Source organism: Niveispirillum sp. SYP-B3756 (assembly GCF_009495745.1).
GTDB lineage: Bacteria > Pseudomonadota > Alphaproteobacteria > Azospirillales > Azospirillaceae > Niveispirillum.
In genome coordinates, this window is sequence record NZ_WIDQ01000015.1 from 89,703 (window position 1) to 105,987 (window position 16,285).

General features: G+C 62.3%; 14 protein-coding genes and 1 tRNA gene. 13 read left to right on the forward strand and 2 right to left on the reverse strand.

Annotation, left to right across the window (positions count from 1 at the left end; genetic code table 11):
- The first annotated feature begins 47 nt into the window (after positions 1-47).
- Positions 48-614: a Sec-independent protein translocase protein TatB gene (tatB, locus tag GE253_RS21075; protein WP_153206112.1), complete on the forward strand. Its 567-nt coding sequence runs from the start codon at positions 48-50 to the stop codon at positions 612-614.
- On the forward strand, positions 611-1,423 hold the full coding sequence (tatC, locus tag GE253_RS21080; protein WP_348770923.1) for a twin-arginine translocase subunit TatC: 813 nt from the start codon (positions 611-613) through the stop codon (positions 1,421-1,423). Before tatB ends, tatC begins: the two co-directional genes overlap by 4 nt.
- A gap of 64 nt (positions 1,424-1,487) precedes the next feature.
- On the opposite strand, the gene phaC is transcribed toward tatC, so the two are convergent.
- On the reverse strand, positions 1,488-3,287 hold the full coding sequence (phaC, locus tag GE253_RS21085; protein WP_153206113.1) for a class I poly(R)-hydroxyalkanoic acid synthase: 1,800 nt from the start codon (positions 3,285-3,287) through the stop codon (positions 1,488-1,490).
- Positions 3,288-3,556: 269 nt separating this feature from the next.
- Here phaC and GE253_RS21090 point away from each other — a divergent pair, with 269 nt between their 5' ends.
- The 8 genes from GE253_RS21090 (at position 3,557) to GE253_RS21125 (ending at position 11,838) form a co-directional block, all read left to right on the forward strand.
- Positions 3,557-3,946, forward strand: a complete 390-nt coding sequence (locus tag GE253_RS21090) for a hypothetical protein (RefSeq protein WP_153206114.1) — start codon at positions 3,557-3,559, stop codon at positions 3,944-3,946.
- A gap of 125 nt (positions 3,947-4,071) precedes the next feature.
- The gene (locus GE253_RS21095) at positions 4,072-5,301 is read left to right on the forward strand and encodes an LL-diaminopimelate aminotransferase (protein WP_153206115.1); all 1,230 of its coding nucleotides are present in this window, start codon (positions 4,072-4,074) and stop codon (positions 5,299-5,301) included.
- A gap of 12 nt (positions 5,302-5,313) precedes the next feature.
- On the forward strand, positions 5,314-6,612 hold the full coding sequence (locus GE253_RS21100; RefSeq protein WP_153206116.1) for a homoserine dehydrogenase: 1,299 nt from the start codon (positions 5,314-5,316) through the stop codon (positions 6,610-6,612).
- 94 nt (positions 6,613-6,706) lie between these two features.
- Positions 6,707-7,681, forward strand: coding sequence for a class II fructose-bisphosphatase (gene glpX, locus GE253_RS21105; RefSeq protein ID WP_153206134.1), 975 nt, complete (start codon positions 6,707-6,709; stop codon positions 7,679-7,681).
- Between the two features lie 95 nt (positions 7,682-7,776).
- Positions 7,777-9,567, forward strand: a complete 1,791-nt coding sequence (gene recJ / locus GE253_RS21110) for a single-stranded-DNA-specific exonuclease RecJ (RefSeq protein WP_153206117.1) — start codon at positions 7,777-7,779, stop codon at positions 9,565-9,567.
- Between the two features lie 210 nt (positions 9,568-9,777).
- Entirely contained in the window at positions 9,778-11,292 is a 1,515-nt protein-coding gene (locus tag GE253_RS21115; RefSeq protein WP_153206118.1) for a hypothetical protein, read from the forward strand.
- Positions 11,293-11,410: 118 nt separating this feature from the next.
- Positions 11,411-11,486: transfer RNA gene (locus tag GE253_RS21120), tRNA-Glu, on the forward strand.
- A gap of 148 nt (positions 11,487-11,634) precedes the next feature.
- Positions 11,635-11,838, forward strand: coding sequence for a hypothetical protein (locus GE253_RS21125; protein WP_153206119.1), 204 nt, complete (start codon positions 11,635-11,637; stop codon positions 11,836-11,838).
- Between the two features lie 207 nt (positions 11,839-12,045).
- Here the strand turns inward: GE253_RS21125 and GE253_RS21130 are convergent, their stop codons facing one another.
- A complete protein-coding gene (locus GE253_RS21130; protein ID WP_173012762.1) occupies positions 12,046-13,182 on the reverse strand; it encodes a hypothetical protein in 1,137 nt (378 codons plus the stop codon).
- Positions 13,183-13,631: 449 nt separating this feature from the next.
- Between GE253_RS21130 and GE253_RS21135 the strand changes: the two genes are divergently transcribed.
- From GE253_RS21135 to GE253_RS21145, 3 genes are all read left to right on the forward strand, one after another.
- A complete protein-coding gene (locus GE253_RS21135) occupies positions 13,632-14,252 on the forward strand; it encodes a hypothetical protein (RefSeq protein WP_153206121.1) in 621 nt (206 codons plus the stop codon).
- A 201-nt stretch (positions 14,253-14,453) separates the two neighbouring features.
- Positions 14,454-14,639 (forward strand): hypothetical protein, encoded by a 186-nt coding sequence (locus tag GE253_RS21140; RefSeq protein WP_153206122.1) that lies wholly within the window; start codon positions 14,454-14,456, stop codon positions 14,637-14,639.
- Positions 14,640-14,859: 220 nt separating this feature from the next.
- On the forward strand, positions 14,860-15,939 hold the full coding sequence (locus tag GE253_RS21145) for an OmpA family protein (RefSeq protein WP_153206123.1): 1,080 nt from the start codon (positions 14,860-14,862) through the stop codon (positions 15,937-15,939).
- The last annotated feature ends 346 nt before the right edge of the window (positions 15,940-16,285 follow it).

The following is a 16,285-nucleotide window of genomic DNA, read 5'->3' on the forward strand; positions in this document are numbered from 1 at the left end:
GGCACGCCGCCATCCCGTTCACCCGCCACGGGGAAGTTTGATCCATCATGTTTGATATCGGCTGGTCCGAAATCGCTGTCATCGCCGTTGTGGCGCTTGTCGTCATCGGGCCCAAGGATTTGCCAAAGGCCCTGCATACGGTGGGTAAGTGGGTTGCCAAGGCCCGCTCGCTGGCCCGCGAATTCCAGAACAATGTCGACGACATGGTGCGTCAGGCTGAACTGGATGAACTGCGCAAGCAGGTGGAACAGGCCCGCAGCTTCAATCTGAACCAGGAACTGGAGAAGGCCATCGACCCCGATGGCAAATTGCGGGAGCCCTTGGGCGGCCCGCAGGAGGGCACGGCCAAGCCGGCCACACCCGTGACCCCCGATCCGGAGGAAGATGCCGATCTGGCGGCCGTCGCCCTGCCACCGCCCGGCGCGCCCCCGGTGACCCCGCTGGAACCCACCCCGGTGGCATCGCCCGCCACTGCGGTGCAGATGGAGCCGGTGAACCCCATTTCGGACCCGCCGCCGCAGCCCCCCGTGGAGCCGGCAGCGCCGGCGCCCGTTACCGTCGCGGATGCGGATAAGCCAGTGGAAGCCCCCAAGACCCAAGGTGAGCGGCCGTGACCGATCCCCAAACGCCAGATGAACTTGAAGCCGGCCGGATGCCGCTGCTGGAACATTTGATCGAGCTGCGGAACCGGCTGATGTGGAGCCTGGGCGCGCTGATCGTTGCCTTCCTGCTCTGCTTCACCGTTGCCGATCATATCTATCAGCTACTGATGCACCCGCTGGTGCAGGCGCTGGGGGAGAAGGCGCATGAACGGCGCATGATCTTCACGGCACCGCAGGAATTCTTCCTGACCCAGGTGAAGGTGGCCTTCTGGGCCGGTGCCATGCTGGCCTTCCCCATCATCGCCACGCAGATTTACAAGTTCGTCGCCCCGGGCCTGTACAAGCATGAACGCCGCGCCTTTGCCCCCTTCCTGGTGGCAACCCCGGTGCTGTTCGGCCTGGGCGCGGCTCTGGTTTATTTCTTCATCATGCCGCTGGCCCTGAAATTCTTTTTCTCTTTTGAAGTGGAAGCGACGGCCACGACCTTGGCGGTGCAGGCGGAAACCCGTGTGGCGGATTATCTGTCGCTGATCATGGCGATGATTTTCGCCTTCGGTCTGGCCTTCCAGTTACCGGTTGTTCTGACCCTGCTGGCCCGCGCTGGGCTGGTATCAGCGGCGGGGCTGGCGTCCAAACGCCGTTACGCCATCGTCGGCGTCTTCGTGGCCGCAGCGGTTCTGACCCCGCCGGATGTGATCAGCCAGGTCGGTCTCGCTGTGCCCATGCTGCTGCTGTACGAGGTGTCCGTCTTCATGGCGCGCCGGATTGAAAAGCAGCGCGCTGCCAGGGATGCGGAACTGGATGCAGAACTGAACAGCTGATCAACGGTGCGGGTGCCGCGATCAAAAGGGAAGGGCGGGGGTGCCATGGCACCCCCGCCCTTTTTTATTCCACCACCCGGGTTTTGACGTAGGAACCGGGGGCTGCCTCAAGGGCGTTCAGCTTGCCCTCGCCAGGGATGCGGGCCGGTACCTTGGCCCCGGCATATTTCTGCACCCATTTGGCATATTCCGGCCACCAGCTGCCCGGCACCTCCTTGGCGCTGGTCATCCACTGCTCAGGGTCTTTGGGCAGTTTGGTATTGGTGAAGTGGGAATATTTGTTGGCAGCCGGCGGGTTGACCACGCCGGCAATATGGCCGGATGCCGCCAGCACGAACTTTACCGGCCCGCCATAAAGCTGGGTGGCGGCATAGGTGGATTTCCACGGGGTGATGTGATCCTCCCGCGTCGACAGCATGAAGGTGGGCACCTTGATCTGGCTGAGATCGATTGGCACGCCCTTCAGCGTCAGGCCGCCCGGCTGCACCAGCAGGTTCCGCTGATACATGTTGCGCAGATAGAAACTGTGCATCGCCGCCGGCATCCGCGTGGCGTCGGAATTCCAATACAGCAGATCGAAGGGGAAGGGGTCTTTGCCCAACAGGTAGTTATTGACGACGAAGGACCAGATCAGGTCATTGGCCCGCAGCATGTTGAAGGTGGTCGCCATGGACTGGCCATTCAGATAGCCCTGGCTGTTCATCTTCTCTTCCAGGGCGGCCAGCTGTTCTTCATCGATGAAGACAGACAGTTCCCCCGGCTCGGTAAAGTCGGTCAACGTCACCAGATAGAGGATGCTCTTGATCCGCTCATCGCCTTTGGCGGCCATATAGGCCAGCGTGGACGACATCAGCGTGCCGCCGATGCAATAGCCGACGGCATTGATCTCCGTCTCGCCGGTGGCCTGTTCGATGGCATCCAGGGCCGAGAGTGGCCCGAGATTCATGTAATCTTCCCAGGTCTTGTCGGCCAGCTTCTCATCCGGGTTGACCCAGGAGACGATGAAGACCGTATGGCCCTGGTCGCACAGCCATTTCACCAGCGAATTGCTGGGCCGCAGGTCCAGGATATAGAATTTGTTGATCCAGGGCGGCACGATCAGCAGCGGGCGTTTGAACTGCTGCTCCGTCGTCGGCTCATACTGGATGAGTTGCATCAGCTCGTTCTGATAAACAACCTTGCCCGGCGTGGCGGCGATATTTTCGCCCACCTTGAACTTGGAATAATCGGTCATGGAAATGGCCAATTGGCCCTTGCCACGTTCCAGATCGCCCAGCAGGTTTTCCAGCCCCTTGACCAGATTTTCCCCACCCGATTCCAGCGTCTTGCGCAGCACCTCTGGGTTGGTCAGCACGAAATTGCTGGGGGCCATGGCATCGACGAACTGGCGGGTATAGAAATCCACCTTCTTGGCCGTCTTGTCGTCCATGCCCTCCACCTCCCGCACGGTGGATTGCAGCCAGCGGGCGGTCAGCAGGTAGGATTGCTTGATATAGTCGAACAGCGTGTTCTCATCCCAGGCGCTGTCCTTGAACCGCTTGTCCTCCTTGGCGGGGGCGGCCACCGGCGATGCGGCCTCCTGGCCCAGCATACGCTGGGTGGTGCGCTGCCACAGCGCCATGTAATCCTGCCAGAGCGACCATTGCGCCTGCATCAGCTTGGCCGGATCGGCCATCATCCGGGCTGTCATTTCCAGAAAGGCGGCGCCGATATGCATGGCATCCTGGGCGCCGTTGCCGCCCTCGCCCTGCCGTTTCAGGAATTCCGCCACCAGCCGCTGGCTCTGTTCCGCGATCGTCGCCATGTGACGCGACATCTCCACGGGATCGGGGATCTTGATTTCGGACCCTTGCGGTTCGGCCATTCGCGCTTTCCTCAAAACTGGTTGGAACAGAACCCCAACTCTTTCCTGACATAATTTATTGGCCTGATTATCGGCAGGCGCGTTCAGGCAATGCGGCTTTCCTTGCCTCTTGCCCCAGGATAGGGCTTAAGGTTGCCGACACGGGCATTTTCATACACGATCTGGCCATGATTTTCACCGACCCATCATCCCCTATCCGTAAGAATATTTCGTTGCAGCTGGGGGGGCTGGCCCTGGCGGCCGCCTTGGGCTTAGGCGGATGCGCCCGTGTGCCTTTGCCCGACATCGTCTTTGATGACGGGCCGGCGCCGGCCACCAAGGAAGCCATCAGCGACAGCGACCCCACCCGCGTACTGACCGGGTCGCGGCCGATTCGCCGCGCCGATCCACGAGCAGATGGAACGGCCAATCTCGCCGCCGTGCCCGCCCGGCCGGAGGCGTTCTCCTCCCCCATTGAGCGGCAGGCCATGATGGATCGGCTGACCCAGGATCGGGAGCAGGGGACCAGCGTGGGGGACGCGCTGCGCGCCACTGGAACCGAGCCCCAGGCGCCGACGGTGGATATCCCCACCCTGCCGGAAGCCCCGCCGCCGGTTCCCAGCGCCCTGCCGTCCACCAGCGGTACGGCCGGGGCTGCTGCCGGAAAGAAGGAAAAGTGATTTTTCTGCCGCCATCCCTTCCATTCATGGCAGCAAATCGGTCAAACCTGTAAAATCATGTCGCGGCGGCGAAAGCCGGTGCGCTACATATTTCGCCCCTTCCTCTTCTAACCGGTGCCAGGTCCATGAGCGACGCTGAATTCCACCGCATCAAGCGGCTTCCGCCCTATGTGTTCGCAGAAGTGAACGCGATGAAGGCGCGAGCTAGGGCCGCCGCGGAGGACATCATCGATCTGGGCATGGGCAATCCCGACCAGCCGACCCCGCCGCATATCGTGGCGAAGCTGGTGGAAGCGGTGCAGAACCCCAAGACCCACCGCTATAGCCAGAGCCGCGGCATCCCCGGCCTGCGCAGGGCGATCAGCGCCTATTACAAGCGCCGCTTCGATGTCGATATCGACCCGGAGACGGAAGCCATCGTCACCATCGGCTCCAAAGAAGGTCTGGCCAATCTGGCCCAGGCCATCACCAGCCCCGGTGACGTGATTCTGGTGCCGAATCCCAGCTACCCGATCCATCCGTTCGGTTTCATGCTGGCCGGTGCGGCGCTGCGCCATATCCCGGTGAGTAACGGGCTGGATGATTTTGTGCCGGCACTGGAACGTGCCATCAAACATTCGGTGCCCAAGCCGACAGCCCTGATCGTCAGCTTCCCCGCCAACCCGACCGGGCAGACGGTGACGCTGGATTTCTATCGGCCCATCGTCGATCTGTGCCTGAAGCACGGCATCTATATCCTGTCCGATATCGCCTATGCGGAGATCTATTTCGACGGTAACCCGCCGCCGTCGGTGCTGCAGATCCCGGAAGCGCGCGACATCACCGTGGAATTCAACAGCCTGTCCAAGACCTACAACATGCCGGGCTGGCGTGTCGGTTTTGGCGTGGGGTCGAAGAAGCTGGTCGGCGCGCTGGCCAAGTTCAAATCCTATGTCGATTACGGTGCCTTCACGCCCATCCAGGTGGCGGCCACCGCCGCCTTGAATGGCCCGCAGGATTGCGTGCTGGAAATCCGGGAAATGTACAAGCAGCGCCGCGATGTGCTGGTGGAAGGGTTGCAGCAGGCTGGCTGGCCGGTTGTGTCGCCCAATGCCTCCATGTTCGTCTGGGCTGAAATCCCCGAACCGTTCAAGCATCTGGGTAGCCTGGAATTTGCCAAGCTGCTGATGCAGGAAGCCAAGGTGGCGGTCAGCCCCGGCATCGGCTTTGGTGAATATGGCGATACGCATGTGCGCTTCGGTCTGGTGGAAAATACCCAACGCATCCGTCAGGCCACCCGGAGCATCAAGCTGTTCCTGGACCGGGTGCGCAAAGCCAATGCCCCCGTTTCCCCTGTCTCCGTTTCCGCTGACTGAGGACGTCACAGCATGAGTGTTGCCAAACCCCTGCGTATCGGTATCGCCGGCCTTGGAACGGTCGGCGGTGGTGTGTTGAAGCTGCTGGCCAGCCATGGCGAGTTGCTCACCCAACGCACCGGCCGGACTTTGCAGGTGACCGCCGTGTCAGCCCGCGATGCTTCGCGGGACCGTGGCGTCGACCTGTCGTCCGTCCGCTGGTACCAGGATGCGGCAGCGCTCGCCGTTGATCCCGAGATCGACGTGTTTGTTGAGCTGATTGGCGGTTCCGACGGGATCGCCAAGCGCGCCGTCGAAGCCGCCATCGCGGCTGGCAAGCATGTGGTGACGGCCAACAAGGCCTTGCTGGCCCATCACGGTTCGGCCCTTGCCACGGCTGCCGAGTCTGCCGGCCTGACCCTGGCGTTCGAGGCGGCGGTGGCCGGCGGTATCCCCGCCATCAAGGGGCTGCGCGAAGGGCTGGCCGGCAACAATATCCGTGAGGTGCATGGCATCCTCAACGGTACCTGCAATTATATCCTGACGGAGATGCGGACGACCGGCCGCGACTTTGCCGATGTGCTGGCCGATGCCCAGCGTCTGGGCTATGCGGAGGCCGATCCTTCCTTCGATATCGATGGGGTGGATGCCGCGCACAAGCTGGCCGTGCTGACGGCGGTGGCCTTTGGCACCAAGGTGGATTTCGCCTCGGTGCATGTGGAAGGTATCCGCCACATCTCTGCGCTGGATATCAATTACGCCCAGGAGCTGGGCTATCGCATCCGCCTGCTAGGTATTGCCCGCCGCACGGATGCCGGCATCGAACAGCGGGTGCATCCCTGCATGGTGCCCACCAACAGCCCGATCGGGGCCACGGATGGCGTGTTCAACGCCGTGGTGGCCGATGGCGATTTCGTGGACAAGGTGGTGCTGGTCGGCCGTGGTGCCGGTGCCGGTCCCACGGCGTCCGCCGTGGTCGCCGATCTGGTGGATATCGCCCGTGGCCGTTCCACCCCCACCTTCGGTGTGCCGGCGGAACAGTTGGCATCACTGGTGCCTTCTCCGATCAGCCGTCGCCAGGGCCGCTATTATGTCCGCTTGATGGTGGTGGACCGTCCGGGCGTGATCGCCGATATTGCCGCCACCTTGCGCGACCAGCATGTGTCGATGGAAGCGTTCCTGCAGCGTGGCCGCTCGCCCGGTGAGGCGGTGCCCGTGGTGTGGACGACGCACGAAACCGATGAAGCGGCGATGCAGAGCGCCTTGGCCGCCATCGGGGCGCTCGACGCTGTGCTGGAGCCGCCGCGCATGATCCGTATTGAGGATTTCTGACGTCGACCGGCCCTTACAAGCACAATGCCGGCGGCGTTTTCCTGGAGGGGAACCAACAATGAGCAGCAATCCGAAGGGTGATATTTCCCTGGTGATGGACCGGAACCTGGCGCTGGAAGTGGTCCGCGTCACGGAGGCCGCCGCGTTGAGTGCGTCGCTGCTGATGGGCCGTGGCGATGAGAAGGCCGCCGACCAGGCTGCCGTGGACGCCATGCGCAAGGCGTTGAATGCGCTGTCCATCGAAGGCACCGTCGTCATCGGTGAGGGTGAACGCGACGAAGCCCCGATGCTCTATATCGGGGAGAAGGTCGGCACCGGCAATGGTCCGAAGATCGACATCGCGCTGGACCCGCTGGAAGGCACCACCATCTGCGCCAAGGGCGGCCCCAACGCCCTGGCCGTTATCGCCATGGCGGAAGCCGGCGGCTTCCTGAACGCACCCGACGTCTATATGGACAAGATCGCCGTTGGCGGCGGTCTGCCCGAGGGTGTGGTCGATCTGGATGAGACGGTCGAGAACAACCTGAAGAATCTGGCCAAGGCCAAGGGCGCCGACGTGTCGGAACTCGTCGTCTGTATCCTGGACCGTCCGCGCCATTCCGAACTGATCGCCAAGGTGCGTGAAGCCGGTGCCCGCATCATGCTGATCGGCGATGGTGACGTGTCGGGCGTGATCGCCACGGCTCAGCCGGCCGCCGGTATCGACCTGTATATGGGTTCCGGTGGCGCGCCGGAAGGCGTGCTGGCGGCTGCCGCGTTGCGCTGCATCGGTGGCCAGTTCCAGGGCCGCCTGATTTTCCGCAACGATGCCGAGCGGGAGCGTGCCAAGCGCTGGGGCGTCACCGATCTGGACAAGAAGTACGGGCTGCATGATCTGGCCAAGGGCGACGTGATGTTCTGCGCCACCGGCGTGACCACCGGCCCGATGCTGGGTGGCGTGCGCCGCTTCGCTGGCGGGGCCATCACCCATTCGGTGGTGATGCGCTCCAAGTCCGGCACGGTGCGCTATGTTGAGGCACATCATAATTTCCGCACCAAGACCAGCATGATCCCGGAAGCCAAGCGCTGATACCGGCTGATCTGTTGTTTGTTGTATAATGCAGATCCCTCTCCCGCTGCTGCGGGGGAGGGATTTTCCATTCCTGAAGCCTGTTGATTGTTGCCATGACCGAACCTGCCTTCCTGGGTGTTGAAAGCTCCATCACCGGCCGCCGCTGGAAGGCGCGTGGCACGGACGACCGTATGGCGCTGGCCCTGTCACAGAGCTTCGGCCTGCCCGAACTGGTGGGAAGGCTGCTGGCGGCGCGCGGGGTGGGGCTGGAGGAGGCGGAACAGTTCCTGTCGCCCACCTTGCGCGCCTTCCTGCCCAATCCGTCGGTGTTGAAGGATATGGACAAGGCAGCCGACCGGCTGGCCCGTGCCATCCGCGATGGGGAGAAGGTGGCCGTCTTCGGCGATTATGACGTTGACGGTGCCACCTCCACTGCCTTGCTGCACCGCTTCTTCCGCGCGCTGGGGCGGCACTTGCGCGTCTATATTCCCGACCGGATCGAGGAAGGCTATGGCCCCAACCTGCCGGCCCTGCTGCGGCTGAAGGGGGAGGGGGTGAAGCTGGTGGTGACGGTGGATTGTGGTGTCACCAGTTTCGACCCGCTGAACGGGGCCGTGGCGGCAGGGCTGGAGGTGATTGTTGTCGATCACCATAAGGCAGAGCCGCGTTTGCCCGACGTCACCGCCGTGGTCAACCCCAACCGGCTGGATGAACCGGCGGCCGGGCCGCTGTCCACCCTGGCGGCGGTGGGGGTGACCTTTCTGCTGATCGTCGCGGTGAACCGCGCCCTGCGGGGGACGGGGTTTTACGCCAATGGCGTGGCGGAACCCGACCTCATGGGCTGGCTGGATATTGTGGCGCTGGGTACGGTCTGTGACGTGGTGCCGCTGGTGGGGCTGAACCGTGCCTATGTGGCCCAGGGACTGCGGGTGATGGGCAAACGCGGCAATGCTGGCATTTCCGCCCTCGCCGATGTGGCCAGCGTCAAGGATGCGCTGGATGCCTATTGCTCCGGCTACATCATTGGGCCGCGCGTCAATGCCGGCGGTCGCGTCGGCCGTGCTGATCTCGGCACCCGCATCCTGTCCACCGAAGACCCTGCGGAGGCGGCGCAACTGGCCCGTGAGCTGCACGAATTCAACGCCGAACGCCGCGCCATCGAAGCCGTCGTGCTGGAAGAAGCCATGGCCCAGGTGGAAGCGGCGGATGGTTCGCCCGAGCTGGTACTGGCGGCGGGGGAGGGCTGGCATCCAGGCGTCATCGGCATTGTCGCCTCCCGCCTGAAGGAAAAATTTAACCGGCCAGCCTGTGTGGTGGCGCTGGACGGGATGCTGGGCAAGGCGTCCGGTCGGTCGGTGCGCGGCGTTGATCTGGGGTCGGCCGTCATTGCAGCGCGTCAGGCGGGGCTGCTGGTGGCCGGTGGCGGCCATGCCATGGCGGCGGGCTTCACGGTGGAACGGGAGAAGCTGGAGGAGCTGCGCTGCTTCCTGCGCGAGCGCATCGCGGCCCAGCTTTCCGATCTGGGGCCGCTGGTGCCCAGCCTGAACCTGGATGGCGCCCTGTCTGTTCGCGGTGCCAATACGGAATTAATGCGCCACCTAGAGAAACTGGCGCCCTATGGCACCGGGAATTCTGAACCGCGCTTCGCCATTACCGATGCGCGTATTGTGAAGGCCGATGTGGTGGGGGCCAACCATGTGCGCTGCATCCTGACCGGCAATGACGGTAGCCGGTTGAAATCCATTGCTTTCCGTGCCTTGGATGGTGATCTGGGCGTAGCCTTGCTGCAGTCTGGCGGTATGCCCATGCATCTGGCCGGTACGCTGCGGCCTGATCGCTGGAATGGCAATGATGGTGTCCAGCTGTTGATCGATGATGCCGCCCCGACTGGTCACAATCTTTAACGGAAACGCCATCGGAACTTCATTGTCACAAGGTGAACCCAGCCGCGCGTCTGTCATAGTCTTGACGCAGTTCGATACAGACAAAATGACCGTGAGCCCCTATACTTTGGGATAAGCGCTGCCGATGGCGTTTGATCCGAAATCGGATCGGGGCAGGCCGGGCGGATCGCCCGGTTGAACGGTCGGCGCGGGTGGGGGACTTGGCTGGTCATGACGATGAAGTCGGCCGATGCGCCGCTGGATCGTGAGCGTTCGGAAAAGCCGGCCGAGGCAGAGGCCGGGCAGGCCCTGTCGCGGCTGCGGGCGCATTTCGAAGGGTTGGATGAAACCGCCCTTCTGCGCGTCGCAAGGGCGGTGGAAACGGCGCGCGCGGTTGAGCATGGTAACGTCGCCGACGAGCAGATATTGGACAGTTTGCGGCCCCGCCTGCGGGAATTGAAGCCGCCCCGTCTTTCCACCTTTCAGCGCGCCGTCTGTGCGCCCATTCAGATTTACCTGTTCGATGGTCCGCCACCGGAGCAGAAGCGCAAGGCCGCCATTCCGCGTCAGTTGCTGAACCCCTGGTGGCGGGTGCTGACCAATTCCCCCCATCGTACGGAGCTGCTGGCGGTCGATGCGGAATATGCCAAGGCGGTGAATGAACAGCGCTGGGATGATCTGCCGGCCATCGTTGACCGCGGGGTGCTGACCGCCGGGGATGTGACACTCACCATCCTTGGCGAAGCGGAACGCTCCTATGGCCGGCGCGGCGAACTGGCGTCCATGCTGGGCGGGGAGCGCGCCCTGGCCGACATGCGGGAGATCGGGCTGTTGATGCGCCTTCATGCGCATCTTTCCCCCGCCATGGCCCGCATCCAGCGGGCCGCCGGTGTGGCGACACCCGCCCGTATCCTGGATTTTACCCCGGCGGCGGTGATCGCGGCGCGCACCGCCTATCTGAACCTGCATAATCTTGGCGCCGAGCTGGTGGAGTATTTTTTCTTCGGCCTGATCGCGCTGTTGAACCAGCCCTTCCAGGCGCTGCGGCTGGTGCGCCTGCTGTCCCAGGACATGTCGAACACTGGCAGCGACAACCCGGCCCGCCTGATCCCCGCCCGACTCTTCTCTGATCTGACCCATACCTTGTCGGAAATCGGGCGCCAGGGTGGGGGCCATGCGGCCATGGGACGGCGGGTCTGGCTGCTGACCAGCGCCCGCCTGCTGTCTGACGCGGGCCTGATGATCCGGGGCCTGGCGGAGGAAACGCGCGACGGGGCCGATCCCGAATGGCAGCGGCTGCTGTCGGAGGCCCGCGCGCGGGTGATGAACGCCATCAATGCCTTTGCTGACGCCGCCCTGCATGATTGCCTGAGCGTGCTGCCGACGCGGGCAACCAAGGAGCGCCCCGGTGCGGAGCTGCGGGTGGAACCCGACATGGCGCATATCCCTACAGAGGAAGAACAGGGCGTGGCCATGGCCGCCGCTCTGCTGTTGACCACCCTGCGCAAATTGCTGGAGCAGGAGGGGCAGGAACGGCTGCTGCGCGCGCGGGAGGCGGATCTGGCGCAGGGGCTGGAGATTGCCATCAAGTTCCGCGTGGAATATCTGCGCGCTCGCCCGCGCCACGCCGTGGTGCTGGCCCAGCTGGCAGCCATCCATCGCGTGTTGAAGGGGTTGCCCTCCATCAACATCATCCGCGACCTGGAACATCGTGTCGGCTGGACGCTGGAAAGGTATAGCGATTGAACCTTTGGGAGGTGGTGAAGCCTTCCGCCATGTAGAAAGCATGGGCGTTATGCGCGAAATATAAAAAAACTGCTTGATCTGCTCAGCTGCCCCGGCTAATTAACCGCCCACCGACGACGTCCCCATCGTCTAGAGGCCTAGGACACCAGCCTTTCACGTTGGTAACACGGGTTCGAATCCCGTTGGGGACGCCAATCCCTTCCAAGTGATATCTTGGAAGACTTGGCAGTGCCAGATGGTTTACTTGATGGCCATTTGGTCGGACGGAAAAAAGCCCCGTGCCCTCTGGCCGGGGCTTTTTCGTTTCCTCCAGACGAGCTTTGAAGAATAAGGAATGTCACCATGCGTGCGATGGATGGACAGCGCAGCGATAATAAGCCCCTGAAGCGTAACGATGTGGAAAAACGCAAGGCGCTGCTGCAGCTTGAAGCCGCCTTGGCCGCCCTTGGCCCGAAGCCGACGCCCGGTCTGCGCGATACGATGGAAAAGCGCATCCGCGAACTGAAGACTGAATTGGCGGAAGGTAGCAAACCCCGCGCCCGTTAGAGCTGCTGTCGGTTGACCGGAAACAGCTCCGGCAGCCACTGCGAGCCTCGTGCTTGAACTGCCGATGCAACGTCGGCGACGGAGGAGCGCAAAAATCCCAAGAAGCATGACGCATGGCTCTTGGGAAATGGTGGTCAAGGCAGATTGGTATCTGATGAAAAAAGGGCCCTGGATCAGCATGATCCAGGGCCCTTTTTGTGTTCGCCATCAGCCGCGCGGCGCCTGCGGCGGCGGTTGGTGCCGTCGGTAGGATGGAATGGGGACCGGGCGCTGCTCTTCCTTGCGGCTGGCAGAAACCTCAATTTCCATGCGGGCGATCACTTTACGCAATTCATGGATAGAATCGCCCAGAGACTGCACGTCACCTTCGCCAGATTTCCACATACGATAGGCTTCAGCACAGGCTTTGGCCGCTATATCCATCCGCTCATCTGCCGGCACCGTCGGCGTTTCCTGGGCTTCAAGGCGGGCAGGATTGCGCTGCTGCTGACGATAGGGATAAACCACGTCGCTTGGCTGATCGCTGATATTCGCGTCAACCGGAAGCGGACGCTCTTGACCGCGATCAAAATCGCGCGGGGGACGCGTATCACGGCTTCCTTCCTGGCGATCACGACCGGAAAAACGCTGACCACCCTGCGGGAAACGGGGAACGCCCTGTTGAGGGCGGCGCCCTTCCTGTGGTGGGGTACGACCCTCGTTTCGGTCGCCGCGATTGCCATTCTCAGCAAAACGGGGCTCACGAGGTTCCCGCCCTTCACGATCACGGTTATCGCGTTCACGATTATCCCGGTCACGCGGCGGGCGACCTTCACGGCTTTCAAAACGCCGCCCGGCCTCGCGCTGCTCGTGCCGACCGCTATCATGCTGGAACAGCTCACCGACGCCACCTTCCCGGCCAGCGGGGATGGCCTGCTCGTCCGGTGCGGATTGCTGTACGGTATCCGACTCCGACGCGGTAACGGGCGCGGTGGTGGCGACCGGCATGGCCTCCGCCACGGGTTCGGCAGGAGGCGGCACTGCTGCGGGAGCCTGCCCCAAAGGCTCCGCCTGTGTTTTCACACGGCGTGGGGGGCGTAATGCTTCCGGCGGCGTTGCCTCCTCAGCAGCGGGAATCGGCAAGGAGACCTGTTCCTCCACCGGTCCCGCATCGGCAGTAAGGCCAGCAGCCTCCGCCTTGCGGACGATGTAGGAAATGGCACTGGGCGTGCAGTCAAACTCCCGCGCGATTGCGGAAAGGGTGACGCCCGCCCGGTGGCGTTCCAGGATTCGAGGCCAAGCAGATTGCGGAATACGACCCCGACGCTTCGGGGACTCCGCATCACCTTCGGTTTCGGCGTTCAAGATATCACTCGGTTGCCAGAGAGGCTCATGCGTCATTAAGCGGATTCACAAATCTCGGCGTGTCCGGCGGTTGAGCCTGCCCAATAAATTCGAACCCGAAGGGTCGTTGGGGAGGTGCCGCGCACGGGGGTGCCAGGAGTTATAATGCAGATATGGGCGAAAAGGTCAGAAATTAAAAGAGGAAGTGCACATTGGGGGCAAAAAAAATCCCCTCTGCCGCGTGGTGACATGTTCTCATGCCCTAACGCCGATGCGTGCGCCTGGGGACATTTTGCGCGCGAGTCCCTGTGCGGGATCGTTGATCGTTGTCCGCATCATCCGGAATTGCGGTCGGCGCCCCATAGCGGCCTCTTGCGGTGCTCCCCCGGCTTGGGGCACAGTCGCTCTTCGGAAATAGGTGCGGATGCCCGCGCTCAGCCCCGATTTTAACGGCTTTTGGACCTAAAACCATGCTGCGTAAACGTCTTGTTGCGATGACGGCCTTGTTTGCGATGTTCGCTGCGCCTGTTCAGGCAAAGTCGCCTTGCTATACGCCGGACGAGTTTGAGGCGGAACAGGGCATCCGGTTGCATACTGAATTGATGGTTGTGGGGCTTACCTGCCAGGAAATGAGCGTCAAGGGCCAGCCCAGCCTCTTCGCTCAGTACAAGATGTTTACGCTGAAGAATCAGAAGCAGATTCAGACGTGGGAAAATAACCTTATCGCCTATTACAAACGTACGGTTAAGGGGAATGCCAATCGGGCCTTTGACACGTTCCGTACCCGATTGGCGAATGAGACCTCTCAACGCGCCATCGCGCTGACCAATCCGGTTTTCTGTGCCGACCATGTGGCGGCGGTCGCAAAGGCGATGACGACAGATATTGGTGTCATCCGAGCCAGCCTGCGTCCGGACGCGCCAGGTTTCCGTCTTGTACAGGAACCCCGCTGCGACAAGCCGATGCAGGGGGCCTTGGTGGCCGAGGCTGCCACTACTCCCGCAGCCCGTTCCAGCCCGTCTGCCTCGCCGTCCAAGAAGGTAGCGGCCAAGAAGGCGGCGGCGGTGAAGAATACCGGCAAGGCTGGCTGAGCCAGCGCTTAAACCATATGCCAAAGTGCGGTTTGCTGCCCTGGCTCCTCGCCTGCAGCAGGCGTGCGCCGACGGATAAAGGGTTTTATTTTGCCCAATGTCACGCAACCATGATGACAAGCGTCATGGTTGCGTTGCTAGAAGCCGTGCCAGGTGGAGGCAGGGACCGCTAAACGGCCCTGCGAGCAAATAGGTGGCACGATGGAGCGGCTCAAGGATTACATCATCGAGATCGAAGAGGAGCCACTGGGGTTGGCGATGGCGGAGGAGCACGGTGTCGTGTTCCATGCGGTCCATCCTGCCGTGCAACAAATGCATGGCCAAACCTTCGCTGATGCGCTGGAAGCCCGCCGGGTCGCGCTGAATGTCTTTCGCGCTGCGGCATAGATGAAAAGCAAGAACGATGAGGGGGAGGCCTAGCCGTTAGGGCTAGTATCTTTAGCCAGAGCCGTGCCTCCTTGAGTTGCCCCTTCATTTTCTGTTAAGCCTATGGGCTCTGGGCCGTAAGAAGGCGGCTGCGCCATCTTTTTGCCCAAGACAGAACAAGCTGCCTCCGGTTCAAGCGTGCAAGGGCAGCAATCCAAGGGCCTTCTAGGAGTATACAGAGATGAAACTGCGCCACATGCTGTTGGGGACGGCTATTGCCTTGGCCCTCCCTGGTGCCGCTTTTGCACAGAAATCCGTCGAGGGCCCCTATTTCGGTGCCCAGATCGGTGTTAACTGGCTGCAGGACAGCGACTTCAAGTCCACCAGCACCACCAACGAAGTGTCCACCAAAGATGCTTTGTCCTCTGTTGTCGAACTGGGATACCAGTTTGGTGAGGGCCTGCGTTTGGGTCTGGAAGGTGGTTACACCGTCCATGAAGTGAGCGGGATCACCGGGGGCCCGGCCAGCCGCAGCGGCAACCCGATCGGCGATTTGAAGGCCTTCACCGTGATGGGTGTGGTGCAGAAGGAGTTCGATATCGGCTCCCCGCTGCGTCCCTATGTTGGCGCTGGTGCCGGTTGGGGCTGGTTGAAGACCGACACCGTCGGTCCGCTGTTGGCGCCGAACAATTATAATCACGGCAATACCGACAGTTTTGCCTATCAGTTGAATGCCGGTGTCGCTTATGCGATCGCTGACAATCTGGATCTGACCCTCGGCTACCGTTATCTGGCCATGGACTCGCTCAAGTTCAAGAATGAGCGCCCGGCCTTTGATGCCGATTATAAGTCCCACTCCGTGCTGATCGGTGTCCGTACCGTGTTCGGTGCGGCCCCGGCTCCGGCGCCGGTGGCGACCACGGTGGTGGCTCCCCCGCCGCCGCCGCCGCCCCCCCCGCCGCCGCCCCCGCCGCCCCCGGCACCGTCGATCACCCGTAACTTCACGGTGTTCTTCGATTTCGACAAGTCCACCTTGTCGACCGACGCACAGCAGGTTCTGCAGAACGTTGCCCGTGACGCCAAGGCTGGTAAGATCGTCCGTATCGTCGTGTCTGGCCATGCCGATACGTCTGGTTCGTTCGAGTATAACGAGAAGCTGTCGATGCGCCGTGCAGAAGCCGTACGGGAATATCTGGCCTCGCAGGGTCTGACGGCCAAAGAAATCGCCGTGGAAGCCAAGGGCGAGACGGACCTGCTGGTTCCGACCGCCGACGGCGTGCGCGAGCCGTCGAACCGTCGCGCTGTCATCGTGTTCCCGTAATCTACCGCCGGAGTATCCCCTGTGCCCTTTTAGGGTACAGGGGCATCCTCAGGAAGATGCTGGAAACGCTGTAGAGCAAAGAGAAGGAGCTGCCAGTAAATGGCGGCTCCTTTTTATTATACCAACCCGCCTAAAGGTTGACCTTTAGGCGGGTTGGAGGCCGGCGACCGCCGGTCCGCCGCACGTGCGGCGCCAAGCCAAGGGCACGGAAGTGCCCGCCCCGGCGCATGAGCGACTGTCTGTCAGGTCAAGCGCAAAGAGGTGTTTTTGTGAGCACCTCGCGCGCTTTTGCATTCAGACGGACGAGCAGTTTGCGGGCGACAGCGATGAGGACGACCTTTTTGGG

What these genes read in the sequence shown, in the direction of transcription:
- glpX (WP_153206134.1), top strand. Translation starts at nt 6,707, where the DNA reads ATGGACCGGAACCTGGCGCTGGAAGTGGTCCGCGTCACGGAGGCCGCC.
- GE253_RS21125 (WP_153206119.1), top strand. Translation starts at nt 11,635, where the DNA reads ATGCGTGCGATGGATGGACAGCGCAGCGATAATAAGCCCCTGAAGCGT.
- GE253_RS21140 (WP_153206122.1), top strand. Translation starts at nt 14,454, where the DNA reads ATGGAGCGGCTCAAGGATTACATCATCGAGATCGAAGAGGAGCCACTG.
- phaC (WP_153206113.1), bottom strand. Translation starts at nt 3,287, where the DNA reads ATGGCCGAACCGCAAGGGTCCGAAATCAAGATCCCCGATCCCGTGGAG.
- GE253_RS21135 (WP_153206121.1), top strand. Translation starts at nt 13,632, where the DNA reads ATGCTGCGTAAACGTCTTGTTGCGATGACGGCCTTGTTTGCGATGTTC.
- GE253_RS21100 (WP_153206116.1), top strand. Translation starts at nt 5,314, where the DNA reads ATGAGTGTTGCCAAACCCCTGCGTATCGGTATCGCCGGCCTTGGAACG.
- recJ (WP_153206117.1), top strand. Translation starts at nt 7,777, where the DNA reads ATGACCGAACCTGCCTTCCTGGGTGTTGAAAGCTCCATCACCGGCCGC.
- tatB (WP_153206112.1), top strand. Translation starts at nt 48, where the DNA reads ATGTTTGATATCGGCTGGTCCGAAATCGCTGTCATCGCCGTTGTGGCG.
- GE253_RS21115 (WP_153206118.1), top strand. Translation starts at nt 9,778, where the DNA reads ATGACGATGAAGTCGGCCGATGCGCCGCTGGATCGTGAGCGTTCGGAA.
- GE253_RS21095 (WP_153206115.1), top strand. Translation starts at nt 4,072, where the DNA reads ATGAGCGACGCTGAATTCCACCGCATCAAGCGGCTTCCGCCCTATGTG.
- GE253_RS21145 (WP_153206123.1), top strand. Translation starts at nt 14,860, where the DNA reads ATGAAACTGCGCCACATGCTGTTGGGGACGGCTATTGCCTTGGCCCTC.